The 24,121-nt window shown below is 39.3% G+C and carries 21 protein-coding genes and 1 tRNA gene; 16 read left to right on the top strand and 6 right to left on the bottom strand.

Annotated features, from left to right (window positions below; all coding sequences use genetic code 11):
• Both KFO40_RS13160 and KFO40_RS13155 read right to left on the bottom strand, forming a co-directional pair.
• The gene (locus KFO40_RS13160; RefSeq protein WP_004312436.1) at nucleotides 1–987 is read right to left on the bottom strand and encodes an HlyD family secretion protein; all 987 of its coding nucleotides are present in this window, start codon (nucleotides 985–987) and stop codon (nucleotides 1–3) included.
• A 6-nt stretch (nucleotides 988–993) separates the two neighbouring features.
• On the bottom strand, nucleotides 994–2,406 hold the full coding sequence (locus KFO40_RS13155) for a TolC family protein (RefSeq protein WP_009041125.1): 1,413 nt from the start codon (nucleotides 2,404–2,406) through the stop codon (nucleotides 994–996).
• A gap of 776 nt (nucleotides 2,407–3,182) precedes the next feature.
• Between KFO40_RS13155 and KFO40_RS13150 the strand changes: the two genes are divergently transcribed.
• The 5 genes from KFO40_RS13150 to KFO40_RS13130 all read left to right on the top strand — a co-directional run bounded on the left by KFO40_RS13150 (nucleotide 3,183) and on the right by KFO40_RS13130 (nucleotide 7,675).
• Nucleotides 3,183–3,255 (top strand) — tRNA-Gly (locus KFO40_RS13150).
• Nucleotides 3,256–3,394: 139 nt separating this feature from the next.
• On the top strand, nucleotides 3,395–3,823 hold the full coding sequence (locus KFO40_RS13145; protein WP_004312438.1) for a DUF2867 domain-containing protein: 429 nt from the start codon (nucleotides 3,395–3,397) through the stop codon (nucleotides 3,821–3,823).
• A 170-nt stretch (nucleotides 3,824–3,993) separates the two neighbouring features.
• Complete coding sequence (gene proS, locus KFO40_RS13140) at nucleotides 3,994–5,487, top strand: proline--tRNA ligase (protein ID WP_004312439.1); 1,494 nt, start codon at nucleotides 3,994–3,996, stop codon at nucleotides 5,485–5,487.
• A gap of 214 nt (nucleotides 5,488–5,701) precedes the next feature.
• A complete protein-coding gene (locus KFO40_RS13135; RefSeq protein ID WP_004295994.1) occupies nucleotides 5,702–6,379 on the top strand; it encodes a response regulator transcription factor in 678 nt (225 codons plus the stop codon).
• A 21-nt stretch (nucleotides 6,380–6,400) separates the two neighbouring features.
• Entirely contained in the window at nucleotides 6,401–7,675 is a 1,275-nt protein-coding gene (locus KFO40_RS13130; RefSeq protein WP_004312440.1) for a sensor histidine kinase, read from the top strand.
• A gap of 129 nt (nucleotides 7,676–7,804) precedes the next feature.
• Here the strand turns inward: KFO40_RS13130 and KFO40_RS13125 are convergent, their stop codons facing one another.
• Genes KFO40_RS13125 through KFO40_RS13115 form a run of 3 tightly spaced genes read right to left on the bottom strand, consistent with a single transcriptional unit; the run spans nucleotide 7,805 to nucleotide 10,652 of the window.
• Nucleotides 7,805–8,761 carry an ABC transporter permease gene (locus tag KFO40_RS13125; protein WP_004295992.1) on the bottom strand — a complete coding sequence of 319 codons (957 nt, stop codon included), beginning with the start codon at nucleotides 8,759–8,761 and terminating at the stop codon, nucleotides 7,805–7,807.
• Entirely contained in the window at nucleotides 8,754–9,497 is a 744-nt protein-coding gene (locus KFO40_RS13120) for an ABC transporter ATP-binding protein (RefSeq protein WP_004295990.1), read from the bottom strand. The genes KFO40_RS13125 and KFO40_RS13120 overlap by 8 nt, the downstream gene beginning before the upstream one ends.
• Before the next feature lie 3 nt (nucleotides 9,498–9,500).
• Nucleotides 9,501–10,652: an NEW3 domain-containing protein gene (locus tag KFO40_RS13115; RefSeq protein WP_009041127.1), complete on the bottom strand. Its 1,152-nt coding sequence runs from the start codon at nucleotides 10,650–10,652 to the stop codon at nucleotides 9,501–9,503.
• 318 nt (nucleotides 10,653–10,970) lie between these two features.
• Between KFO40_RS13115 and KFO40_RS13110 the strand changes: the two genes are divergently transcribed.
• Nucleotides 10,971–11,408 carry a PepSY-like domain-containing protein gene (locus KFO40_RS13110; RefSeq protein ID WP_004306079.1) on the top strand — a complete coding sequence of 146 codons (438 nt, stop codon included), beginning with the start codon at nucleotides 10,971–10,973 and terminating at the stop codon, nucleotides 11,406–11,408.
• A gap of 21 nt (nucleotides 11,409–11,429) precedes the next feature.
• Entirely contained in the window at nucleotides 11,430–12,287 is an 858-nt protein-coding gene (locus KFO40_RS13105) for a PepSY-like domain-containing protein (RefSeq protein ID WP_004318250.1), read from the top strand.
• A gap of 87 nt (nucleotides 12,288–12,374) precedes the next feature.
• On the opposite strand, the gene KFO40_RS13100 is transcribed toward KFO40_RS13105, so the two are convergent.
• Nucleotides 12,375–16,829, bottom strand: a complete 4,455-nt coding sequence (locus tag KFO40_RS13100; RefSeq protein ID WP_128859234.1) for a translocation/assembly module TamB — start codon at nucleotides 16,827–16,829, stop codon at nucleotides 12,375–12,377.
• 200 nt (nucleotides 16,830–17,029) lie between these two features.
• On the opposite strand from KFO40_RS13100, the gene tsaD reads away from it, so the two are divergent.
• The 9 genes from tsaD to KFO40_RS13055 form a co-directional block, all read left to right on the top strand.
• A complete protein-coding gene (gene tsaD, locus KFO40_RS13095; RefSeq protein ID WP_128859235.1) occupies nucleotides 17,030–18,049 on the top strand; it encodes a tRNA (adenosine(37)-N6)-threonylcarbamoyltransferase complex transferase subunit TsaD in 1,020 nt (339 codons plus the stop codon).
• A gap of 39 nt (nucleotides 18,050–18,088) precedes the next feature.
• On the top strand, nucleotides 18,089–19,321 hold the full coding sequence (locus tag KFO40_RS13090) for a competence/damage-inducible protein A (RefSeq protein WP_008775676.1): 1,233 nt from the start codon (nucleotides 18,089–18,091) through the stop codon (nucleotides 19,319–19,321).
• Between the two features lie 122 nt (nucleotides 19,322–19,443).
• Nucleotides 19,444–19,704 carry a 50S ribosomal protein L28 gene (rpmB, locus tag KFO40_RS13085; RefSeq protein ID WP_004314359.1) on the top strand — a complete coding sequence of 87 codons (261 nt, stop codon included), beginning with the start codon at nucleotides 19,444–19,446 and terminating at the stop codon, nucleotides 19,702–19,704.
• 21 nt (nucleotides 19,705–19,725) lie between these two features.
• Nucleotides 19,726–19,914, top strand: a complete 189-nt coding sequence (rpmG, locus tag KFO40_RS13080; RefSeq protein WP_002560155.1) for a 50S ribosomal protein L33 — start codon at nucleotides 19,726–19,728, stop codon at nucleotides 19,912–19,914.
• Between the two features lie 17 nt (nucleotides 19,915–19,931).
• Entirely contained in the window at nucleotides 19,932–20,090 is a 159-nt protein-coding gene (locus KFO40_RS13075; protein WP_004295982.1) for a DUF4295 domain-containing protein, read from the top strand.
• Nucleotides 20,091–20,228: 138 nt separating this feature from the next.
• Complete coding sequence (gene ftsY / locus KFO40_RS13070) at nucleotides 20,229–21,188, top strand: signal recognition particle-docking protein FtsY (RefSeq protein ID WP_009041129.1); 960 nt, start codon at nucleotides 20,229–20,231, stop codon at nucleotides 21,186–21,188.
• Nucleotides 21,185–22,495 carry a 30S ribosomal protein S12 methylthiotransferase RimO gene (gene rimO / locus KFO40_RS13065; RefSeq protein WP_120068411.1) on the top strand — a complete coding sequence of 437 codons (1,311 nt, stop codon included), beginning with the start codon at nucleotides 21,185–21,187 and terminating at the stop codon, nucleotides 22,493–22,495. Before ftsY ends, rimO begins: the two co-directional genes overlap by 4 nt.
• Nucleotides 22,488–22,760 carry an HU family DNA-binding protein gene (locus tag KFO40_RS13060; RefSeq protein WP_004314362.1) on the top strand — a complete coding sequence of 91 codons (273 nt, stop codon included), beginning with the start codon at nucleotides 22,488–22,490 and terminating at the stop codon, nucleotides 22,758–22,760. The genes rimO and KFO40_RS13060 overlap by 8 nt, the downstream gene beginning before the upstream one ends.
• 13 nt (nucleotides 22,761–22,773) lie before the next feature.
• Nucleotides 22,774–24,121 (top strand): HU family DNA-binding protein (locus KFO40_RS13055; protein WP_211146443.1); only part of this gene is annotated, 1,348 nt, incomplete at its 3' end.

Below are 24,121 nucleotides of genomic sequence, written 5' to 3'. Positions count from 1 at the left end.
TTAATCTAAAGTCAATAACACGGACATGCCGGGACGCAAGTCATCCACCTTTTGGGTTGGACGGGCATGAATCTCAAAGGTACGTAAGTCATAACTTCCGGTTTGCTTGGTTGATTTCCAGGTAGCAAAACTGCCTAGCGGACTAATATAATAGATTTTGAATTCAATATTTTTTTTACCGATAGCGGGCACATCCGCAACAAATGTTTCGTCCATTTTAAATTGCGGCATCAGATCTTCCCGCACGTTAAGAACAACATGTATATCATCCACCACCACCAAATTCATAATGGGAGTTCCCGGTGCAACCAACTCTCCACGTTTAGGGAAGATTGTTGCTATCTGACCGTTTTCCGGAGCGGTCAACCGAGCATCGACCAGCAAAGCCGAGACTTCATCCACTGTGCTTCGAGCAGCATCCACCATGCTGGCAGCAGACGCTTTATCTTCTTTTTGTGCACCATCTACAGCCATCTGATACTGTTCATAGGCAGCACGTTCGGCTGCTACAGCCGCTTTATACATAGCTTCTACTTCATCCTTTCTTTGAGAAGTAATGACACTGTCCTTATATAAAGTAAGAATACGGTTGTAAGTTGTCTGGGCGAGAGTAAGATCGCTCTTCGTTTTATTCCATAATTGCAGTGCAGTAGCCACGATCTGACGACGGGTTCCGGCATCTATTTTCTTGTTCTGTTGTACTGCCACCTGTTCCAAGGCATTCACTTGTTGATACTTGGCATGTACTTCAGGGCTATTAATGACGACAAGAGTATCTCCCCGGTGTACCCAGTCTCCCTCCTGAACGAAGAAAGTGTCGATACGGCCGGGAAGTTTCCCACTGATACGGATTTCTGTTGCTTCAGCTTGTCCTTGCAAGACCAGCGGCTGTTTATGCATTAATATAACTCCCAAGCCGGTGAAAATACCGACAGCCAGAAGAATGATGACAAAAGCCCATGATAGGGTTTTACTAGTTGGTTTCATTGTTTGTTACGGTTTAGGTTGATAGTTTGCAAATTGTTCCGGTGTGCCACAAAGCGAGAGTAGATTCATTAGTGCCACATCATATTCATAATATGCTGCCAGGCGAGCCACTTTTACACTGGCAAGCATGGTTTCAGCATCAATAACTTCGGTAGAAGTTGCCATCCCTTCTGTAAATGATTTCTTTCGGATGCGTACCAATTCTTCACTTAAAGCAATCGTTGCATTTAAAGCTTTTACATTATCCTGTGCCTTTTCCAGCTGCGTATAAAGCTTATCTACCCCAACAGCCAGATCATCACGGGCCTTCATCTGGCCTAAAGCCAGAGTTTGTTCCGTTAATTTTGATTGCCGCACTCTTTTTTCACGATCCAGTCCGTCAAAGAGGTTCCATGTAAAACCAATGCCTACCATGGTACGCGGTAATAAATTACTCTGAATACCATGCGAATACAAGGTCTGTTTTCCAAAAAGGGCTATATTCGGCAAATAGCCGCTTTGAGCAATCCGCACTTCTTGTTTGGCAATATGCTGCTGCAGCTGTAATTGGTTGAGTGTATAGTTCCCACTGTTTACTGAAAGATCAAATAGCATTTTAGGTGGCAATGAATCATTCATAAAAAGGGGAGAGGTAGGAATGATATTGGCATCTGCATCCTTTTTATTCAGCAAAACCTTTAAGGCACTTTGCACTACTGTTTCTTCTTTTCGCGCAGCTTCCAATGCACGTTTGGCTTCATCCATATTTACCTGGGCAAAAAGCCTTCCTGCTTTGTCAATCATTCCTGCTGCCTCTAACTTCAAGGCATTTTCATAATGTTTCTTCAATCCGTTGTAGGTTTCTTCACGAACCGTCACAATTTGTTGTGCCAGTCGAAGCCCGTAATAGCTTTCAACCAATAAACTTTGCTGATTGGCCGATACCTGTGCCCGACTTTCCCGTGCCAGATCAACCATCGTTCTTCCGATGTTGGTGGCATGAAAACGCTTACCACCGGAAAAGAGTACCCACTCGGCTGATAAATCAACAGTTGTCAAATTTCTTGGAGTCAAAGGAAATATAAGGGTATTTGCCCCAATTTGATCCAGTATAGACGAAATGATCTGGTCATCCGGAATAATGGAATGTACAAAGTCTTTAGCCGGATCGGTAAACTGCGATAAAGGCTGTTTAACTTCGATCTTCTCCGACATGTGTACAAACGCACCTGTAGACTGAAGACTGGGATACCAAAAAGCATTCAACTTATCACGTTCAGCCTTCGCAATCTCAATACTCTTATCCGCTATTTTCAGACTCTGATTTCCTTGATTCAACAGATGCAGTGATTCTTCGAAACTTAATGGTATCTGTGCATCTATCTGACCGATGGAAAAATACAAAGTCAATAGTATACAAAGTCGCTTATTTTTTTTCATACTGGTTAGGTTATATCTGAATTTGAGATATTCTAACAGATGAAAAGAGAGGTTTGTTCATCAGAAAGAATATAGCAATACAACAAAAGAAGGTTTCAACGCTTTTTTATAAGATGTTCTATTTTTCATCTTCTCTTTGAATCACGTTTGTATCATTTCTATCAGATAGAAAAAATGATGCATAAAATAATGCAAGTATATGCAATAAGCGTGTTATTAATGGATATAAACTACTTGATTATACAAAATATAAATGCATATTGGAGTTGTTTCTTTAAAGGAAAAGCTCTGTTCCTTTAAATGGAACCAACCGTTGGTCGGTGAGAAGCGTGTTCTCCCTTTAAAAGAAAGCTACCAAACAGCCCATAAAGTACCAGTTTGTCTCTAAATCTTATTTATTTTGCTAGAAACTAAATCTGTCAATTTGAAATAATATAAGCAACTTTGTTCTCACATATTCAATATTCATTCTCTATTTAGAACCTAGTGATAGATTATTCACTAAAATAGTTTATATCTGAATCTTATTAACCGGAAATCCTGGAATTTTTTCTATAGCGACTATCGCCAATCTGTATATTTTTAATTATACGGGCTACTAATATGCGTTTTTTCATATCCGGTTGTTTTTCATCAAAACAAAAGAATTGAAGAGGCTTTAATTTCTCTTTTTTCTTGCATTAAAATTTCTGCGATTTTATTTGAGATATAAAAATTATGTTTACCTTTGCATCACCATTTCATAAGGCTTTTGAGTCGAGAAATGCAGTAAATATGCGGTAATAGCTCAGTTGGTAGAGCACTAGCTTCCCAAGCTGGGGGTCGCGAGTTCGAGCCTCGTTTACCGCTCTTTTGAAAATCAGGTGGTTATCTTAAAAAAAACTGCCTGATTTTTTATTTTTCAAGCCCCCTTTTCTATGGTTTTATCTATTATCGGACGAAACCTAAACTGAACATATTGTAGAATAACCCTAATTGAATAACCAATATGGCTAAGGAAATAGAGAAATATCTCCCCGTAGATTACAGTGACAGTTTTTCCATAGAAGTTACAGAAAATCGTTTGTCTCCTAAAGATATTATTTTAAAAGTCTTTGCTCATAACCCCGCTTGGCTCCGAATGTTGTATGCAATAAGGGCCTGTTTAGTCAAACCTTTCGGTATAGAAACTAAAGCTATTGAAAGTGAAGAACTTATTATAGAGGAAGACAAGCAAGAAGCAATTATGAGAAAAGACGATAAACATTTATTGTTTTATGTCGATATTTTCATTACGCCATTGGAAACAGGAAAACAAATGATTGAGGTTACCACATTAGTAAAATACCATAATTGGGTAGGAAAGGCTTATTTCTTTTGTATAAAACCTTTTCATCGGGTCATAGTGCCTTTAGTTCTCAAAAAAGCGCTATGCTGAACAAGCACAGTCGCGGATGCAACTATATAACGAATATGAAAAATGAGATATGTAATATAGAAGTACATGACTTTAGAAAATTAATGCATGAAGAATAGGGCAGTTCATGCATTTTTCGTATTTTTGCACCCTGTTTTAACACTCAAGAAAACTTTAAATAGAAAAATATAATGGCAAAAGAACTGAAAGACCTTACCAAACGTAGTGAAAACTACTCACAGTGGTATAACGATTTGGTGGTAAAAGCTGATTTGGCAGAACAGTCTGCTGTGCGCGGATGTATGGTGATTAAGCCTTACGGATACGCTATCTGGGAGAAAATGCAACGTCAATTGGACGACATGTTCAAGGAAACAGGACACGTAAATGCATACTTCCCGCTATTAATCCCGAAATCATTCTTAAGCCGCGAAGCAGAACACGTAGAAGGGTTTGCGAAAGAGTGTGCCGTAGTAACACATTATCGTTTGAAGAATGCGGAAGACGGTTCAGGAGTTGTAGTAGATCCTGCAGCTAAATTGGAAGAGGAATTGATTATCCGTCCGACATCAGAAACAATCATCTGGAATACTTATAAGAACTGGATTCAGTCATACCGTGACCTGCCTATTCTCTGCAACCAATGGGCGAATGTTTTCCGTTGGGAAATGCGTACCCGTCTTTTCCTGCGTACTGCCGAATTCCTGTGGCAAGAGGGACATACCGCTCATGCTACCCGTGAAGAAGCAGAGGAAGAAGCAATCAGAATGTTGAATGTATATGGTGAATTTGCAGAAAAATATATGGCTGTTCCCGTTGTAAAGGGAGTGAAATCAGCCAATGAACGTTTTGCAGGTGCACTTGACACTTACACAATAGAAGCCATGATGCAGGACGGAAAAGCATTGCAAAGTGGTACTTCCCACTTCCTGGGACAAAACTTTGCAAAGGCATTCGATGTTCAGTTCGTTAACAAGGAAAACAAGTTGGAGTATGTTTGGGCTACTTCATGGGGTGTTTCTACTCGTTTGATGGGTGCATTGATTATGACTCACTCGGATGACAACGGATTGGTATTACCTCCACATTTGGCTCCGATTCAGGTAGTAATCGTTCCTATCTATAAGAATGACGAACAACTGAAACAAATTGACGCTAAAGTAGAAGGCATTGTAGCTAAGTTGAAAGCATTGGGTATCTCTGTGAAATATGATAATGCAGATAACAAACGCCCGGGCTTCAAATTCGCTGATTATGAATTGAAGGGTGTACCTGTTCGTTTGGTTATGGGTGGTCGCGATCTTGAAAACAACACTATGGAAGTGATGCGCCGTGATACACTGGAAAAAGAAACGGTTACTTGTGAAGGCATTGAAACATACGTTCAGAATTTGCTTGAAGAAATGCAAGCTAATATCTACAAGAAAGCATTGGACTACCGTAACTCCAAGATTACAACAGTAGACACCTATGACGAATTTAAAGAAAAAATCGAAGAAGGCGGATTTATTCTGGCTCATTGGGATGGAACTACTGAAACCGAAGAAAAAATTAAGGAAGAAACTAAAGCAACCATTCGTTGTATTCCGTTCGAGTCATTTGTTCCGGGAGACAAAGAACCTGGTAAATGTATGGTAACAGGTAAACCATCTGCTTGCCGCGTGATATTTGCACGTTCTTATTAAACAAAATTCGCACATAATTATAAAAAGGATGGAAACGGCTCAATCGCTTTCATCCTTTTCTTTTTTTCCTTCCATATTATATTATTTATGGCCTGTCCTAACAGTTCATTAGACATTCAATAGTTATTTCAAGCTCTTTTTTCAATCCATTTCAGTTTTATTTCAGAAATATCCCTTTTCTTTGTAGTATGTAAAAAAGAAAGGAGACAAAATTATGAAGATATTGATTGTAGAAGACGAACCCTCTTTGAGAGAACTGATTCAATGTTCACTTGAAAAAGAACGTTACGTTGTAGAAACAGCCAGTGACTTCAATTCTGCTCTACGCAAAATTGAAGATTACGACTATGATTGTATCTTATTGGACATCATGCTACCGGACGGAAGCGGACTTGATCTTCTTGAACGACTGAAAGCTCTCCATAAGCGGGAGAACGTGATTATTATTTCCGCGAAAGACTCTCTGGAAGACAAAGTTTTGGGATTAGAACTGGGAGCGGACGATTATTTGCCAAAGCCATTTCATTTGGTTGAACTAAATGCACGAATTAAAAGCGTGATTCGTCGCCATCAGCATGATGGAGAGATTGATATCCGCCAAGGCAACGTACGGATAGAACCGGATAAATATCGTGTATTTGTCAACGAGCAGGAAGTGGAACTAAATAGAAAAGAATATGATATCCTGTTATATTTTATCAATCGCCCTGGGAGATTAATCAATAAAAACACTTTGGCCGAATCAGTGTGGGGAGACCATATCGATCAGGTCGATAATTTTGACTTCATATATGCACAAATCAAGAATCTTCGCAAAAAGCTCAAGGATTCGGGTGCAACTATTGAAATTAAAGCAGTCTATGGATTTGGGTATAAAATGATAGTAGAATAAAAAGGAAAGAGATTATTGTCCATGAAATTAATATATTACATCATTCTTCGTATTACCCTTGCTCTGACTCTCATACTGACGGTCTGGGCTATCTTCTTTTATGTTACGATGATCGATGAAGTCAACGATGAAGTGGATGATGCTTTGGAAGATTATTCGGAAACCATCATTATCCGGGCATTGGCAGGAGAGGAGCTACCTTCTAAAACCAATGGCTCCAACAATCAATATTATATGATGGAAGTAAGCAAAGAGTATGCGGAAAGCCGGGAGGATATTCAGTATAAAGACTCTATGGTATACATTGAAGAAAAAGGAGAGACCGAGCCGGCACGTATTCTTACTACTATCTTTAAAGATGATGAAGGACGATACCACGAACTGACAGTATCGACCCCCAGCATTGAAAAAGATGATTTGAGAGATGCCATCCAAATGTGGATTATATTTCTATATGTAGCTTTATTATTCTGCATTATTATCATTTCCGTATGGGTATTTTACCGGAATATGCGACCGCTCTATGTACTTCTACACTGGCTGGACGGTTATCAAACAGGAAAAAGAAATAAACCTTTGAGTAACGATACTCAAATCACGGAATTCCGGAAATTAAATGAGGCTGCCATTCGTTATGTGGAACGTACGGAGCAGATGTTCGAACAACAAAAACAGTTTATCGGAAATGCTTCACACGAGATACAAACTCCACTTGCTATCTGCCGTAATCGATTGGAAATGTTGATGGAAGATGATTCGCTATCAGAAAAACAACTGGAAGAACTGATGAAAACGCATCAGACTTTAGAATACATTACTAAATTAAACAAATCCCTATTATTGCTTTCCAAGATTGATAATGGTCAGTTTACGGATACCAAAGAATTGGAACTCAATGTACTTCTCAAACAATATCTGCAAGATTACGAAGAAGTTTATGATTATCGCAACATAGAAGTCACGATAGATGAACAAGGCGTTTTCAAGGTGACAATGAACGAATCCCTGGCTGTTGCTTTGCTCACTAACCTCCTGAAAAATGCATTTGTACATAATATTGATGGAGGACATATCCGAATCACCGTTACTAAGAACGGTATTACTTTCCGAAATTCGGGAGTGGAACATCCGCTGAACAAGGAACATATCTTCGAACGTTTCTATCAGGGTAGCAAAAAAGAAGGATCTACAGGGCTGGGATTAGCTATAGCCGATTCCATCTGTCGTTTGCAACATCTGAATATAAAATATTACTTCGAGCAGAATGAACATTGCTTCGAGATTTCCCAATCATAAGATTCATCTGAAAAACACAGAGGACACGGATTTTAAGTGAACGACCTGTCGGTTATCATAAAACCAATTTGTCAGGTATATCCATTCACCTGTTTCTCCGTGTCCTCTGCGTCTTTTATAGTGAGCAGGTTATCGGGATCGTATTTCTCTCCTCATAAACATGATATAAGAAATAGCGAAGCAAATAACCGTTGCCGCAATCAATCCGGTCAACTGTGGCCATACAACTAAAAGACTTTGTCCCAATGGGAGCGGACTAGGGATAGCTCCCTGTACCTGTTCCATAGTCAATGGCCCCAAACTTCTGACAGAAGGCATCAATAGTGTGGTGGTAGCTTCATTAAACAGTTCACTCGGTGCCAAACGCATCAACCCTAGAATAAACTTCTGATAACTGATAATCTGATAAGGTGATGCCATCTGTGACGGACTCAACCCTTTTGCCACCAAATTAACAATCATGGTATAGAATACACTAAAAAACAGCCAAACGGCCACAGATGCTAATGCAGAAGTCGCTGCCTGACGGAAACGGAGTGAGAACAGAATAGCCAGATTCAACCAGAATGCTACATAAAAGATACTGGTAATGATGAAGAAAACAATTCTCCAAAACTCTTCTGCCGTAGGAGGAATACCAATAGCAATCAGCCCACATCCCATCACCAGAAAGCCCAATACAAACAACATGATACCTATCACAATCAAAGCAGCCACAAACTTCGCATTGATAATGCAATCGCGATGAATAGGCTGGGACAGCATACGGCTCAATGTTCCTTTATTTTGTTCGGAATTGACTGCATCAAATCCCAAAGCGATTCCCAATAGGGGACCTAAGAAGTTAATAAACAGCACAAAAGAGGGGAGAGTCCCATCTGAAACCGTAAACAACTTCAAGAAAAGAAACGAACCGTCCGGATCATTAGGTTTGATGGCTTCACTAATATTGGTGAGTGCTGTATATAGCGACCCCATACAGGTAAGTGCTATAATACCTATTAGTATAATAAAACGCCAACTTTTGACATGATCGGAAATTTCCTTGTTGACGATAACCCAAAAAGGATGATTGACTTTATTCATGTCTTTCTCCTCCTTCCTCAAAATAATGGTTATAAATATCAGACAATTCCTGCTTCTTATCTTTCAATTCTGCCATATCAATCAAAGCAAGTAATTGGCCATTACTGAACAAACCTACCCGGTCGCACACTTTCTGTACCTGATCCAGATGATGGGAAGAGAAAAGCACTGTCAGTCCTTCTTCTTTACTCAACCAGCGAATCAGTTCGATAAATTCCTGAACACCTGCAGGGTCAATCCCTGAAGTCGGCTCATCGAGAATAATAATCTCCGGATTTTTAATAAGTACATCAGCCAATCCCAACCGCTGTCTCATACCACGAGAGTATTTCCCTGTCTTTTTGGCTAACTGATCTTCAAGGCCTACCCGCTTCATCAGTTCCATAGCCTTGGTTTTTGCCTCTTTATCAGAAATACCATTTAATCGCGCTGTATAGATCAAATTCTCCGGTCCTGTCATATCATCATAGAATCCTACATCTTCTGGCAAATACCCAATTTTCCTTTTTACTTCAATGGGGTGTGTAGTAGAATTGATTCCACAAATTTCAACTGTTCCCGAAGTAGGCTCTGTCAATCCCAACATCATTAAGATAGTAGTTGATTTTCCAGCACCATTCGGTCCCAGTAATCCGAAGATTTCTCCTTTCCGGATATTCAGGCGAATATGATCTACAGCAGTGAAATTACCGTATTGTTTGGTCAAATCGGTAAGTACGATCACTTGTTCGCCCATAATTTACCTCCTTCCATATTTACGGAACAGATAGTAAACCACGCCGATGGTGGCAATAATGATAAGAACGCCTACCCATCCCCATATCATCGGAGTTTTTACTGCAACTCTGAACTGCGCATCGGCATTTACTTCAGGAGTTTTTGCCATGATGGTAGTCACATAGTCGCCTGGCAATGCTTTTTTAGAAGCTTTCAAAGTAGCCATAACCGTTGATGTCTCTCCGGCTTTTAGTGCATCGATTTTTGAAGGTTCGAAAGTTACTTCCCAGTCAGCAGGTTTATTAGCAGACAGCTGAATATCTTTCAGTAATGAAGAACCTGTATTTCTGACTTCCAGTTCTATTTTCTTTATATCACCTGCTGTGACATCTGTACTCAATAACCCACGGGGAGTAGTCAGTTCCATTTGATAAGAGCCGGTAACAACCACTTCCAGTTCCAATTCGGCAGAAGTGGTACCTGTAGCGGCGCGTACCGGAATTTTGTAACTGCCGGCTTCTACATTGGCAGGAGGAGTAATATCTATACTTACATTTTGAGTGCTGTTGGCTTCCACTTGTGCAGAAGTGGCTTGCTTATAGTTAGGTTTAAAAACTACATTCCAACCTCTGGGTGCATTAGCCATCAAAGCATATAGCTGCTGGTCGGCAGTCTGATTCTTTAAAGTGGCACTGAAAGTGAAGGTTGATTTGGAATTTCCCTGCATGTTGGGTTGGTCGGTAGTAAATTCAGTCTGGTATGTTCCTTTTTGAGCAACCACTACATCCAATGGAAGTTTGGCGTTTCCGGCATATACCACAAAGTGATAATTACCTTTATTCACTTTTAATGGGACTTCGACTTTTAAATTGAAAGTCTTTTTCTCTTTGGGAAGTACCGATAGTTGGCTAAGGCTCCAGCCACCGGATTTCATCTCGTGTTTCCAACTGGAGGACAATCCGCTGACAGAAAGATTCGCATTCGTCAACTGGTCTGTGTTGTTGATAAGATCAATACTGTAGTCAATTGACGCTCCGGGAGATACGGAGATTTTTGTGTAAGGTGTGTACAGAATCACGCTCTTAGGTATTGAATCATTGGCGTGCGTGTAACTCATAGGGATCATCCCCAATAGAATAGCTAATAATAAAAAATAATTTGTTCTCATAGTCATACAAAAGTTCTTATGGTTGTTTAATATGAATATTGTCAAATTTGTGTGTGCAAAAATAAACGATGTATCTATTAGTAGTTTTAAAAGAATCCTAAAGAATCTAATTTCAAGAAGAAATTATAGTGACACTATCTCTATAGGATGGTGACGGTATCCTTTATGTATAGTGACGCTATGTTAACCGGATAGCGTCACTATATTTTTTCGATTTTTTTTTCGGAAATTCTCAAAATTCCCAAATCTTTTCAGATTCTCCTCTCATCTTTGCATTATCAAATTAATAATAATAGTAAAAACCAATATTAAAAAACAACGATTATGAAAAAGTTAGTATTCTTATTAGTGTGTCTTTTCACTTTGCAAACAGTAGCTCGTGCAGATGACGACAAACCAATCCAGGTAACTCAAATGCCACAACCGGCACAGCAGTTTATCAAACAGCATTTTGCCGACAGCAAAGTAGCATTAGCCAAAATGGAGAGTGATTTCTTTTATAAAAGTTATGAAGTGATTTTCACTAATGGCGATAAAGTGGAGTTTGACAACAAAGGCAACTGGGAAGAAGTGAACTGCAAATATAGTTCTGTACCTACAGCAATTATTCCGGCAGCTATTCAGAAATACGTAACGACCAATTACCCTGATGCTAAAATTCTAAAAATTGAGAGAGATAAGAAAGATTATGAAGTAAAACTGTCCAACCGTACGGAACTGAAGTTTGACCTGAAATTTAATTTGATTGATATTGATTTCTAAACCTATTTAAATTGAACAAAGATGAAACTAAAGATTTATACACTTTTACTGGCACTAAGCGTCACATGGAGTCTGCAAAGTTGTGACAACGATGACGATGGTTCAATAGCTGTTCCTGCCGAACTTCAAAGTGCATTTTCATCCAAATTCCCTAATGCTGCAAATGTGAAGTGGGAAACTAAGTCTGGATATTATGTAGCAGATTTCTATGACGGATATGAAGCATCTGCATGGTTCACCCAAGATGGTAAATGGCAAATGACAGAAACGGACATTCCTTACAATGCATTACCACAAGCAGTAAAAATGTCTTTTGAGAACAGCGAATATGCCTCATGGAAGCGGGATGATATAGACAAACTGGAACGGACAGGCGTTGAAACTGTTTTCGTAATTGAAGTCGAAAAGCAGAATCAGGAGGTCGATTTGTATTATTCTGCTGATGGAACTCTGATTAAAAGCATTGTAGACACTGATGATGATAACAGCGAACATCTTCCTGTACAATTGACTGAAGCTATGAAAAACTTCATCAATGAAAAGTATCCGAATGCAAGAATCATGGAAGTAGACGTTGAAGATGATAGAAATGATTGGGATTTTGGATTTACAGAGGTAGATATCATTCATAATGGAATCTCAAAAGATGTATTGTTCAACCAGACTGGAAATTGGTATTCTACTTCATGGGAAATACGTCAGAATGAATTGCCTGAAGCAGTAAACAATACTCTCAATAATCAATATGGAGAATATCGTTTTGACGAAGCGGAGTATATTGAAAAAGCAGATGGTAGCATATATTATCGAATTGAACTTGAGAAGGGGGATGTAGATAAAGTAGTAAACATAGGCGAGAACGGTACTGTCCTTTCATAGGTCAAAGTGCATAATTCTGAAACATAATTCTCACAAACAACAAACGATGACATAATTCCTGGGGGATATGTCATCGTTTATTATTTTTTACTGCTCCTGTACACGTTTTCTTTTCACTGCCGATTTAGCAGTTTTATCAGTGATGCTGTCCGTTTGTTGCGGTTTCACCTTTTCAGCTTCTTCCCGTTTCCGCTTATTGCGTAACCGCCATTTATTCCAGAAATATAGATCACTCCATTTATTGAAATCCTTTTTATACATGATACCTACACCTTGTGTAGTCAAGTTTGTTTTTGTGTAATAACGGTCATTTGTCTCATTATAAGCCTTCAAACGAATATCTCCCGAACGGGTAATCAGCCATTCTGCTTCAAAGTCTCCTACAAAGTTAGTATTAGCCATCGGATTATCCCGATAACCGAAGTTTCCGTTTATCAATAAACGGTTATTCAATAATTGTCCCGACAAAATACCTTCTACTTCCATGTCTGTCCAACCCTTATCACCCGTACTCAAATTCGTACCGATATTCCAGTTATTCGTTTCAAAGACCTGTGAAAGTGCATTGTTCAACTGGCCGGAGAGAGTAGATGAGAGCACCGATGACATCACATTCGAATTCTGATTATTATTACGGGCATCTTCCGTATAGAACTTGCCAATACCCAGCAAATAAAGAATTTGCATATTCATTTGCTCTTCCGTACTGATATAATTACGTACCAATGTTTGTATTTCATCTCTTTCATTCGGAAGCTCAATACCCAGTTTGATAGTCGGTCGTACCAGCATACCACTTAGATTCATGATACAATTTACACGCACATTGGGTTGTTGTATAATAGCCGAAGCATCCGGTATCAAATCATTCAAAGAGGCAGAGTTCACTGTATATGAAGCTTGTATGTCCATGTTAGCATCCAAAGGTGCACCATTGAACGTTATTGTACTTCCATCTTTGATAATAAAGTCTTTACGAATCACTTCCTGCAAACTAAATTTATATACTCCTTGATTGATCCGGTAATTACCAAACATTTTCACATCGCCCTTATTATAAAATTCCGTCCGGATATTTCCCGTACCTTTTCCGCTGATATAATCTCCGGCAATAGGGTCCATAATGATTCGCATGGTGGCATCGGGAGTTGCATCCACGAGAATATTCAAACGGATATCTGTTTTCTGCTCTTCCTCCTCCTGACGTTTTTGCTGTATTTGTTCGTAATATGAGATTACTTGAACAGAATCCTGGATAGTACGACGAGGTGTTTTATCCACGAATTTGATAAACTGATTGCTAGTAGCCGATGCTACACTACCATTAATATAGGTAAAGGTAGTATTTCGATTTGTAGTCATGGCCACATTTACATCGAGCCCCTGTATGGCGTTTCCAGAGAGCAATACATTCCCGGTACCATATACCGTACCATAGAAAGGCATATCTGTCGATTCTTTTGTGTTCATCACAAGCATATTATTTGCCTGTATCTCGAAACGATAGTTTAGGTTCTTAAAATGCTGGAAATGCAAATATCCATTCATTCTCCCCGAATGCCCTTCCATATCAGAGATATGTATATTATTGAATGTCAATCCGGTAGGAGCCAAATGAATAGTATCTTTTACCGCAAAATGTGTGTTTAAAATATCAAAATTCATGGATGCATCTGTCATAACCGCACCATCCAGGTTCAATCCTTTAAATTTTCCATAGAAATGTACTTTTCCTGTTCCTCGCCCTTTAATATCATTGGCAATAGACTTCATATAATGTTCGAGGAATTTCAGATTCAATTCATTTGCTTCAATATTTAAATCAAGTCCGCTCTCGGGTTTTAATGGATAAATAATACCCGTGACACGCGACGGAGAAGGAGATATATCCTGAATGGATGCATCCAACCGGATACCTCTGTTTTCATTATCCCACTCACCATATATATCCAGTTCACCCAAACGACCGTGATTGAGTGAGAAATTCTTTATAAATAAACGGGTATTCATGATAGGCTTTTTAAACACTCCGCTTGCATAAGCCGTTCCTGTTGCATCGCCCTCAAAATTTACATCGTCGGATATACTTGCAATATCAAATACATATCCCATATTTATATCCTTTAGATCAACCTTTACAGTATCTTTAGGATTCTCGGAAAGCCGGCCGTTAATACGTACATACCTATCCTGATGACTAAAATAGAAATTATTCACATCCACTCGTCCGGAATCGACCACCACCTGCGAAGGATGTATCTTCCAGAGAGTATCATTTAAAATAACATCAGTAGGCTTCACATCCACCATCGCTTTCAACAATGACTTTTCTCCGCTTGTACGTAGAAATTTGGCAACAGCTGCTAATTTCCCGCTATATGTTGCTGCAGCATTATTTCCCCAATCCAAAGTCGTACTGACATTGTCATCTTTAGCTTGTGCATCCAGAGATAGATTGACTGCCCCTTTCTTTTTCAAATTAGTCAGACGAACCCGTGCACGAATATGATCTGCCGGATTCTCGCACAGAATCATACCTGACTCAATATAGTTGTTCTTATATTGCAGACGGGGAAAATATCCCTCTATACGCAAGCGTTGTAAAGCATCATTAAAATATCCCTTCAACGTAGAATGAGTATATACCGTTAACGGTATATCAAATATCGTAGATAAAATGTCCGTATTATATATATGTATATCAAACAAAAAGTTATTATGGGTTTCAATCGGCTTCTTGGGAGGTAATATCAAAGACGGCACATATTTCCGCATAATATTCAGAATACTGGCAGGCAATGTGTGATATTGGAATTTTCCCTCTATGCTTGCTTTCAGGAATTCGGAAGTCAATCTAAGCTGATTTTCTCCATTTTGTTTGGTTGCCCGGATATTCATATTCTGCATGAAATATGCTTTATCCGGAGCTGTAAATTCCAAGCTATCCACATTGATTTCTCCAATCATCTCATCCACTGATCCACCTGTAAAATTGGCTTTCAGTTTTAAAGAGAACTCTGCATCAGGATATTTGGTCGTAAGATTCAAATCATGTGGGCGTACTTTATTGACTACTGCAAGAAAATTAAAAGTAGGAACTTTGGATGCAACATTTACGTCTCCATTCAGATAAATAGAGCCATTAGGATCATCCAACGCAATCTTTCCATTAAATCCGCCTTGTTTGTATTCTCCGTCCAGTGTGATATTTTCATATCTATATCTGCTATAATCTATCGAAGCAATCAGTCCTTTCAATTCTACGGCAGGCAAGTGGTCAGCAATATGCCGGCCATGTACATCCAGATTGAAAGTAATTTCTCCCAATTCCTCATTATCCAATAATTTACCTAGTTGAAAATCCTCTGTTTTGACAGCTCCGGAATACGCAAACAATCCTTTTGTCTTATCAGAACTCAATTTTAAGTCGGTCTTTACATTTCCAAGACTCGTTTGTAATTGTCCATAAGTAACTAAGTCCGTGAAGTATCCCGAAATTTCTCCCTGGAAACTCACGTTGCCCAAACGTTCGAGAAGAGGAGGAACTCCATTATAATTAGGACTCAAATTACGCACTAAAAAACCGACTCCGCGGGTATTGGCCGAAAGTTCGGAAAGAGTTCCATATACATACGCATCTTGTGGACGCGATAAGTCCTGAAGCGATACATCTCCTCGCAGACGAAACTGGCGGTCGTCGGCCGTAATTTCCAAATGCGAACAAGTCAACTGGTCCACAGTTCCCTTCACCTCCATATCCAACGTCACCGGTTCCTTGAAATGCGAGAGGATAGGGACAAAAGGAGAAATATCTTTTAAAGTAACTTGCGATGGCAAAGTACGGAAAGAGAAATGCACCTGTTCTGTAAAACGGTCAAAAGCTTTCAAACTATCATACTCTAAATGAATGGTATCCAGCTTAAGAGATGTTTCGGGCAACTCTATAGTAAAATTATCAATGTTTGTCTGCTTGTTATTGGCAACCAGTTTCAAACTCATTTTTTTCAAAGAAAAGCCGGATGCCTTTTCATCAAGGCTCAATCGCTTGATTCCTAAATTTAAAGAATCCTTACTTAAGGCTTTCAGCGATATATTGGCTATGATATTTTGAAGCTGAATATGCTTGGCGTTAAATTTTCCCGGTGTTTCCTGTTCCGATAACACATGATAGGACATCCTTCCACGACGAATCAGGATGGAGTTAATTCGTAAATCAAGTGAACTTTCTCTCTTTACTGTATCTTTGGAAGCAAAAGCATCCAAAACAAATTTAAAATTAGGAGGAGACTCCGGAGTCTCTTTCCGGAGATCGATATTAAATCCGAAGAGCTGAACACTGCTAATGGATATCTTTCCTTTAAAAAAAGGCATAATATCAAACTTGGCGGATAAACGAGTGACTTTGAGCATTTCCTGACCACTTTGATCGTCAAGCAATACATCATCAATAATAATACGGTTTAATAGACCGATATTAATTCTACCAATCACTACCTTTGTGTTTAAAACTTCGGAAAGTTCTTTAGCCACAAATACACTCATTGTTTGCTGAATGCTTGGTATATTCAGCAAAACAATAGTCCCGATATATACTCCCAGTACAATACCAACTACCCAGCGTACAGTCTTTTTCAGCGTTCTGATATGCGATAACTTTTATTTTGCGAACAAAAATATAAAATAGTTCGTTACGAATCGTAGTTTTATGATTACTTTTGCACCGTTTAATAGTTTAAATACTTATGAGTGCAATAATTTTAGGAATTGAATCCTCCTGTGACGATACGTCGGCAGCCGTAATCAAGGATGGTTATTTGCTGTCAAATGTGGTATCAAGTCAAGCCGTACATGAAGCATACGGTGGAGTAGTACCCGAGTTGGCTTCACGGGCACACCAACAAAACATCGTACCGGTAGTACATGAAGCATTAAAACGTGCCGGTGTCACCAAAGAAGAGTTGAGCGCAGTAGCTTTCACTCGTGGTCCAGGATTGATGGGGTCTTTGCTTGTCGGAGTCTCCTTTGCAAAAGGATTTGCTCGTTCCTTAAACATTCCAATGATTGACGTTAATCACTTGACCGGACATGTTTTAGCTCATTTTATTAAAGCAGAAGGAGAGGAAGAAAGACAGCCTGCTTTCCCATTTCTTTGCTTGCTGGTATCCGGAGGAAATTCACAAATCATACTGGTAAAAGCCTATAATGATATGGAGATCCTCGGACAGACTATTGACGATGCGGCAGGTGAAGCAATTGATAAATGTTCTAAAGTGATGGGACTTGGCTATCCGGGTGGACCAATCATTGACAAATTAGCACGCCAGGGAAATCCGAAAGCTTTTACATTTAGCAAACCGCATATTCCCGGTTTAGATTACAGTTTCAGCGGATTGAAAACTTCCTTTTTATATTCATTACGCGACTGGCTAAAAGATGATCCGGATTTTATAGAGCACCATAAAGTGGATCTTGCAGCATCATTGGAAGCTACTATAGTGGACATTCTGATGGATAAATTACGGAAAGCTGCCAAAGAATATAAAATTAATGAAATAGCAGTAGCCGGAGGAGTTTCCGCAAATAACGGATTACGCAATGCTTTCCGAGAACACGCCGAGAAATATGGTTGGAATATTTTCATCCCTAAATTCAGTTATACTACCGATAATGCAGCAATGATTGCCATTACCGGATATTTCAAATACCTGGATAAGGATTTTTGTTCTATTGATCTTCCGGCTTATTCGCGTGTGACATTATAATAAGTATACCTTATATATAATAGGATAAAACTAAGAAGTATGTTTGCCGAAATAATAACCATTGGCGATGAACTGCTGATAGGACAGGTTGTCGATACTAATTCTGCCTGGATGGGACAGGAATTAAATAAAATAGGTATTGAGGTTCTTCGTATTGTTTCAATCCGTGACCGGGAAGAAGAAATCATGGAAGCGATTGATAATGCGATGGAAAGGGTGAATATTGTTTTAGTAACCGGAGGACTCGGACCTACCAAAGACGATATTACCAAACAGACTTTATGTAAATACTTCCATACGGAACTGGTTTTCAACGAAGAAGTATTCGAAAACGTAAAGCGGGTACTGGCAGGAAAAATACCAATGAATGCACTCAATAAAAGCCAGGCAATGGTCCCGAAAGATTGTATGGTAATAAATAACCCTGTGGGAAGTGCTTCTGTCAGTTGGTTCGAGAGGGATGGCAAGGTACTTGTTTCCATGCCGGGCGTTCCACAAGAGATGATTGCTGTGATGACAGAAAGCGTGTTACCTAAGCTGCACGATAGGTTTCAAACGGATGTTATTATGCATCAAACATTTCTCGTACAGCACTATCCAGAATCTGTATTAGCCGAAAAGTTAGAATCGTGGGAGAACGCTTTACCGGAATGCATTAAATTGGCATATCTACCCAAACTTGGCATTATTCGTCTTAGACTGACCGGACGAGGACAAAACAGAGAAGAAGTAAAAGTTCTTCTTGAACGTGAAAAGTTAAAATTAGAGGAAATACTTGGTGAAGATATTTTCAGTGAAGAAGATACACCATTGGAGGTTATAGTCGGTGAGCTTTTAAAAAAGAAGAAATTGACCGTTTCCACCGCAGAAAGTTGTACCGGGGGCAGTATTGCCGCACGGTTGACTTCCATCGCCGGCAGTTCTGAATATTTTAATGGAAGTGTAGTGGCCTACTCTAATGAAGTGAAAATGGGGCTTTTGCACGTTTCCTCCGAAACTTTGGAACAATATGGAGCTGTCAGTGAGGAAACTGTGATTGAAATGGTAAAAGGTGCGATGAAAGCATTAAAAACAGATTGCGCTGTTGCTACTTCAGGGATAGCAGGCCCTGGAGGTGGTACTCCGGAAAAGCCGGTGGGAACTGTTTGGATAGCTGCTGGTTATAAAAACGAAATTCATACTTACAAGCAAGAAACAAACCGCGGAAGAAGCATGAACATTGAAAGAGCTGGCAATAATGCCCTATTAATGCTCCGTGATTTACTCAAATAAAGAAAAATAGGTGCCTGAAAGTGAATTATTTTAAGAAATTCTTGTTTTATACGGATAAAAGTGCTTACTTTGCGTCCTGTTTGAAATAAGTATAGATATAAAACTATAAAAATAAGATAGAAATGTCGAAGATTTGTCAAATTACCGGAAAGAAAGCCATGATTGGCAACAATGTTTCACACTCAAAGAGAAGAACTAAAAGAACCTTTGATTTGAACTTGTTTAACAAAAAGTTCTATTATGTAGAACAGGATTGTTGGATCAGCCTTAGCCTTTGCGCTAACGGGTTGCGTATTATCAACAAAAAAGGACTGGATGCTGCGCTGACTGAAGCAGTGGCTAAAGGTTATTGTGATTGGAAAAGCATTAAAGTAATCGGCTAAACGTAGAGGAGAAAACTTACAATGGCAAAGAAAGCAAAAGGTAACAGAGTACAAGTGATTCTGGAATGTACAGAACACAAAGACAGTGGAATGCCGGGAACATCTCGTTATATCACAACTAAGAACAGAAAGAATACTACAGAAAGACTTGAGTTGAAAAAATACAACCCAATTCTGAAGAGAGTAACAGTACACAAGGAAATTAAATAATAAAAGTAGTATAACCCATGGCAAAGAAAACAGTAGCAAGTTTGCACGAAGGTTCAAAAGAAGGTCGTGCTTATACCAAGGTTATCAAAATGGTAAAATCTCCGAAAACTGGAGCATACGTTTTTGATGAGCAAATGGTTCCGAACGAAAAAGTACAAGACTTTTTCAAAAAATAATCGAAATAGCATATACGCTATAACTGCAAAATCCTCTCATTGGTAAACAATGAGGGGATTTTTTATTGCTTCTTTTTTTACTTTTCCAATCCTTTGTTATATCTTTGTAGCAAATGTATTATACAAACAAGTGTCAATATGGGATTTTTTAGTTTTTTTTCAAAGGAGAAGAAGGAAACTTTAGATAAAGGATTATCTAAAACCAAAGAGAGCGTATTCAGTAAGATTGCTCGTGCTGTGGCTGGTAAGTCAAAAGTAGACGATGAAGTATTAGATAATCTGGAAGAAGTACTGATCACATCTGACGTAGGTGTAGAAACAACTTTAAATATTATCAAACGCATCGAGAAACGCGCTGCGGCTGATAAGTATGTGAATACTCAAGAACTGAATCTTATATTACGTGACGAAATAGCAGCTTTGCTTACCGAAAACAACTCGGATGATGTAGCTGATTTTGACGTACCCATCACAAGGAAACCTTATGTAATTATGGTTGTGGGAGTGAATGGAGTAGGGAAGACTACAACTATCGGCAAGCTGGCTTATCAATTCAAAAAAGCAGGCAAATCGGTTTATTTGGGAGCAGCCGATACTTTCCGCGCTGCAGCCGTAGAACAGTTAATGATTTGGGGAGAACGGGTAGGGGTTCCTGTTGTTAAACAGAAAATGGGAGCGGACCCTGCATCTGTGGCTTATGACACTCTTAGTTCTGCCGTTGCCAACAACGCAGATGTGGTTATAATCGATACAGCCGGTCGCCTGCATAATAAGGTGGGCTTGATGAACGAGCTGACCAAAATCAAGAATGTGATGAAGAAGGTTGTGCCCGATGCACCGGATGAAGTTTTATTGGTATTGGACGGTTCCACCGGACAAAATGCATTCGAACAAGCCAAACAATTCACCCTGGCAACCGAAGTAACTGCCATGGCTATCACTAAACTTGACGGAACCGCTAAAGGTGGTGTCGTGATTGGTATTTCCGATCAATTCAAGATTCCTGTTAAATATATCGGGTTAGGTGAAGGTATGGAAGACCTGCAAGTATTCCGTAAAAATGAATTCGTTGATTCCTTGTTTGGAGAGAATGCATGAAAAGAAAGAGAATAGATATTATCACTTTAGGATGCTCTAAAAATTTGGTTGACTCCGAACAGTTAATGCGTCAACTGGAAGAAGTCGGATATAGCGTAACCCATGATACTGAAAATCCACAAGGAGAAATTGCAGTAATCAATACGTGCGGCTTTATTGGTGATGCCAAAGAGGAGTCTATAAATATGATTCTGGAATTTGCTGAAAGAAAGGAAGAAGGGGATTTAAAGAAACTTTTCGTGATGGGTTGTCTTTCCGAACGTTATCTGAAGGAATTGGCTGTTGAGATACCGCAAGTAGATAAATTTTATGGCAAATTCAATTGGAAGGAGCTTTTACAAGATTTAGGAAAGGTCTATCATGATGAGTTATATATCGAACGGACATTGACAACTCCCCAGCACTATGCTTACCTGAAAATTTCAGAAGGGTGTGACCGCAAATGTTCTTATTGTGCCATTCCCATTATTACAGGACGCCATATCTCCAAACCGATGGAGGAAATTTTGGACGAAGTACGATACCTGGTATCGCAAGGCGTGAAAGAATTTCAGGTGATCGCACAGGAATTGACTTATTATGGAATCGATCGGTATAAGAAGCAAATGCTTCCGGAACTGATTGAACGTATTTCCGATATCCCTGGCGTGGAATGGATTCGGTTGCATTATGCCTATCCGGCACATTTCCCAACGGATTTATTCCGGGTTATGCGTGAACGCGATAATGTATGTAAATATATGGATATTGCTCTTCAGCATATCAGCGACAATATGTTGCAATTAATGCGTCGGCAAGTGAGCAAAGAGGATACTTACCGACTGATTGAACAATTTCGTAAAGAAGTGCCAGGCATTCACCTGCGAACAACTTTAATGGTAGGGCATCCCGGAGAAACCGAGGAAGACTTCGAAGAGCTTAAAGAGTTTGTGCGCAAAGTACGTTTCGATCGGATGGGAGCTTTCGCATATTCCGAAGAAGAGGGAACTTATGCTGCAAAAGCATACGAAGATTCTATTCCACAAGAGGTTAAACAAGCCAGACTTGATGAATTGATGGACATCCAGCAAGGTATCTCGGCAGAATTAAGTGCGGAAAAAATCGGTAAACAGATGAAAATTATCATCGACCGTTTGGAAGGAGATTATTATATTGGACGAACAGAATTTGATTCACCGGAAGTAGATCCGGAAGTGCTGGTTAAGCGTTCAGAGAGAGAACTTAAGATCGGACAGTTTTATCAGGTGGAAGTGACGAATGCAGACGATTTTGATTTATATGCAAAGATTATAAATGACTATGAATAATAAGGAATTTACATCCGAACTAGCGGAAAGATTGGGATACACAATCAAGGATACTTCCGAATTGATAGGTTCTTTGTTGTCCAGCATGACACAAGAATTGGAAGAAGGTAATGTGATTGCAGTTCAAGGATTCGGCTCTTTTGAAGTTAAAAAGAAAGCGGAACGAATTTCAATCAACCCGGCAAGTAAACAACGCATGTTGGTTCCACCCAAATTAGTGCTATCTTATAGACCTAGCAATACATTGAAAGATAAGTTTAAATAAATAATTTCCCGTTATGAATGAAAGACTAACAATTCAAGACCTTACTGACTTATTGGCAGCCAAACATAGCATGACCAAGAAAGACGCCGAAGCGTTTGTTAAAGAGTTTTTTCTCTTGATAGAACAAGCTTTGGAGAACGAAAAGACTGTAAAAATCAAAGGATTGGGAACTTTCAAACTTATTGATGTAGATAGCCGGGAAAGTGTCAATGTCAACACAGGAGAACGTTTCCAGATAAAGGGACATACAAAAGTCTCATTTTCTCCGGATGCCAATCTAAGAGATACAATAAATAAGCCTTTCGCACACTTTGAGACTGTTGTATTGAATGAAAATACAATTTTGGAAGATACTCCGATAGAAGATACAGAGGAAGAAGAAGCAGGTGAGGAAGCATCAGCACAAACTGTATTGAATGAGATTGGTGAGAATACGCCCCCCCTTGTAACGGAGGAATATGAAAGCACTGATGATGAGCTTTCAGAAAAAGAGTTGATTCAGGAAGAGCAAATAACTGCTCAACCATCTGTGGAAGACTCCATTGAAGAACCTGTTATCGTTGAAAATGTATCTACAGTAGAAGAATCTATTGAGCCATCCTCTCATGTAGAACCTAAAAGGACCAGCACAGAAACTAATATTGAAGAGAAAGTCGAACAGCTGGAAGATGAAGAAGTCCCGGAAGAGGAAGTCGCAATGGTAGAACAACAACCAGCAGCACCTATAATAGAAGAAAAAGAGGAGATCACTGCCGAGAAAATTATAGAACAAGAGCTTATGAAAGCAAATCTGCAACCTGTGGCTCCTATAATACCTCCTGCTAAAAAAGAAACGATAAAACCGGTCAAATCAGAACATGTATCCCAACCGGCTTCTAAAAAAACAGCTCCAGTGAAGGAAAAATCTCCTGTACCTTATTTAATAGCTGTTATTGTAATCGTTTTGTTATTATGTGGAGGGGTTATCCTGTTTATTTATTACCCGGATTTATTTTCTTCTTCATCTGACAAGAATGCGCTGGATATGCCACCTGTGACAACTCAACCCGTTCAACCGGAAACACAACTTTCCGATACAATTGAACAGAAGGATACCATAAAGGAAATAACTCCTGATGTACCTAAAGTTGTTACGCCCACACCACCTGTTGCCCAAAAAGAAGAAACTGCTCCTGCCAAAGCAGAACCCCAGACAGCTCCACAGCAACCCGCTACATCTGCTTATTTGGATTCAGCATCTTATAAAATTACAGGAACCAAAACAAAATATACAATCAAAGAAGGAGAAACTTTAACTAGGGTTTCCTTGCGTTTTTATGGTACAAAAGCAATGTGGCCATACATTGTGAAGCACAATCCGA

This window comes from Bacteroides sp. 1001302B_160321_D4, from assembly GCF_015667765.1.
In the GTDB taxonomy this organism is placed as follows: domain Bacteria; phylum Bacteroidota; class Bacteroidia; order Bacteroidales; family Bacteroidaceae; genus Bacteroides; species Bacteroides xylanisolvens.
The sequence above is the reverse complement of the archived record's forward strand: the minus strand, read 5'-3'. Positions and strand labels throughout refer to the sequence as shown.

Bases quoted from the DNA above. Each gene is read 5' to 3' on its own strand.
- KFO40_RS13160 (WP_004312436.1), bottom strand. From the start codon at position 987: ATGAAACCAACTAGTAAAACCCTATCATGGGCTTTTGTCATCATTCTT.
- KFO40_RS13155 (WP_009041125.1), bottom strand. From the start codon at position 2,406: ATGAAAAAAAATAAGCGACTTTGTATACTATTGACTTTGTATTTTTCC.
- KFO40_RS13145 (WP_004312438.1), top strand. From the start codon at position 3,395: ATGGCTAAGGAAATAGAGAAATATCTCCCCGTAGATTACAGTGACAGT.
- proS (WP_004312439.1), top strand. From the start codon at position 3,994: ATGGCAAAAGAACTGAAAGACCTTACCAAACGTAGTGAAAACTACTCA.
- KFO40_RS13135 (WP_004295994.1), top strand. From the start codon at position 5,702: ATGAAGATATTGATTGTAGAAGACGAACCCTCTTTGAGAGAACTGATT.
- KFO40_RS13130 (WP_004312440.1), top strand. From the start codon at position 6,401: ATGAAATTAATATATTACATCATTCTTCGTATTACCCTTGCTCTGACT.
- KFO40_RS13125 (WP_004295992.1), bottom strand. From the start codon at position 8,761: ATGAATAAAGTCAATCATCCTTTTTGGGTTATCGTCAACAAGGAAATT.
- KFO40_RS13120 (WP_004295990.1), bottom strand. From the start codon at position 9,497: ATGGGCGAACAAGTGATCGTACTTACCGATTTGACCAAACAATACGGT.
- KFO40_RS13115 (WP_009041127.1), bottom strand. From the start codon at position 10,652: ATGACTATGAGAACAAATTATTTTTTATTATTAGCTATTCTATTGGGG.
- KFO40_RS13110 (WP_004306079.1), top strand. From the start codon at position 10,971: ATGAAAAAGTTAGTATTCTTATTAGTGTGTCTTTTCACTTTGCAAACA.
- KFO40_RS13105 (WP_004318250.1), top strand. From the start codon at position 11,430: ATGAAACTAAAGATTTATACACTTTTACTGGCACTAAGCGTCACATGG.
- KFO40_RS13100 (WP_128859234.1), bottom strand. From the start codon at position 16,829: ATGAGTGTATTTGTGGCTAAAGAACTTTCCGAAGTTTTAAACACAAAG.
- tsaD (WP_128859235.1), top strand. From the start codon at position 17,030: ATGAGTGCAATAATTTTAGGAATTGAATCCTCCTGTGACGATACGTCG.
- KFO40_RS13090 (WP_008775676.1), top strand. From the start codon at position 18,089: ATGTTTGCCGAAATAATAACCATTGGCGATGAACTGCTGATAGGACAG.
- rpmB (WP_004314359.1), top strand. From the start codon at position 19,444: ATGTCGAAGATTTGTCAAATTACCGGAAAGAAAGCCATGATTGGCAAC.
- rpmG (WP_002560155.1), top strand. From the start codon at position 19,726: ATGGCAAAGAAAGCAAAAGGTAACAGAGTACAAGTGATTCTGGAATGT.
- KFO40_RS13075 (WP_004295982.1), top strand. From the start codon at position 19,932: ATGGCAAAGAAAACAGTAGCAAGTTTGCACGAAGGTTCAAAAGAAGGT.
- ftsY (WP_009041129.1), top strand. From the start codon at position 20,229: ATGGGATTTTTTAGTTTTTTTTCAAAGGAGAAGAAGGAAACTTTAGAT.
- rimO (WP_120068411.1), top strand. From the start codon at position 21,185: ATGAAAAGAAAGAGAATAGATATTATCACTTTAGGATGCTCTAAAAAT.
- KFO40_RS13060 (WP_004314362.1), top strand. From the start codon at position 22,488: ATGAATAATAAGGAATTTACATCCGAACTAGCGGAAAGATTGGGATAC.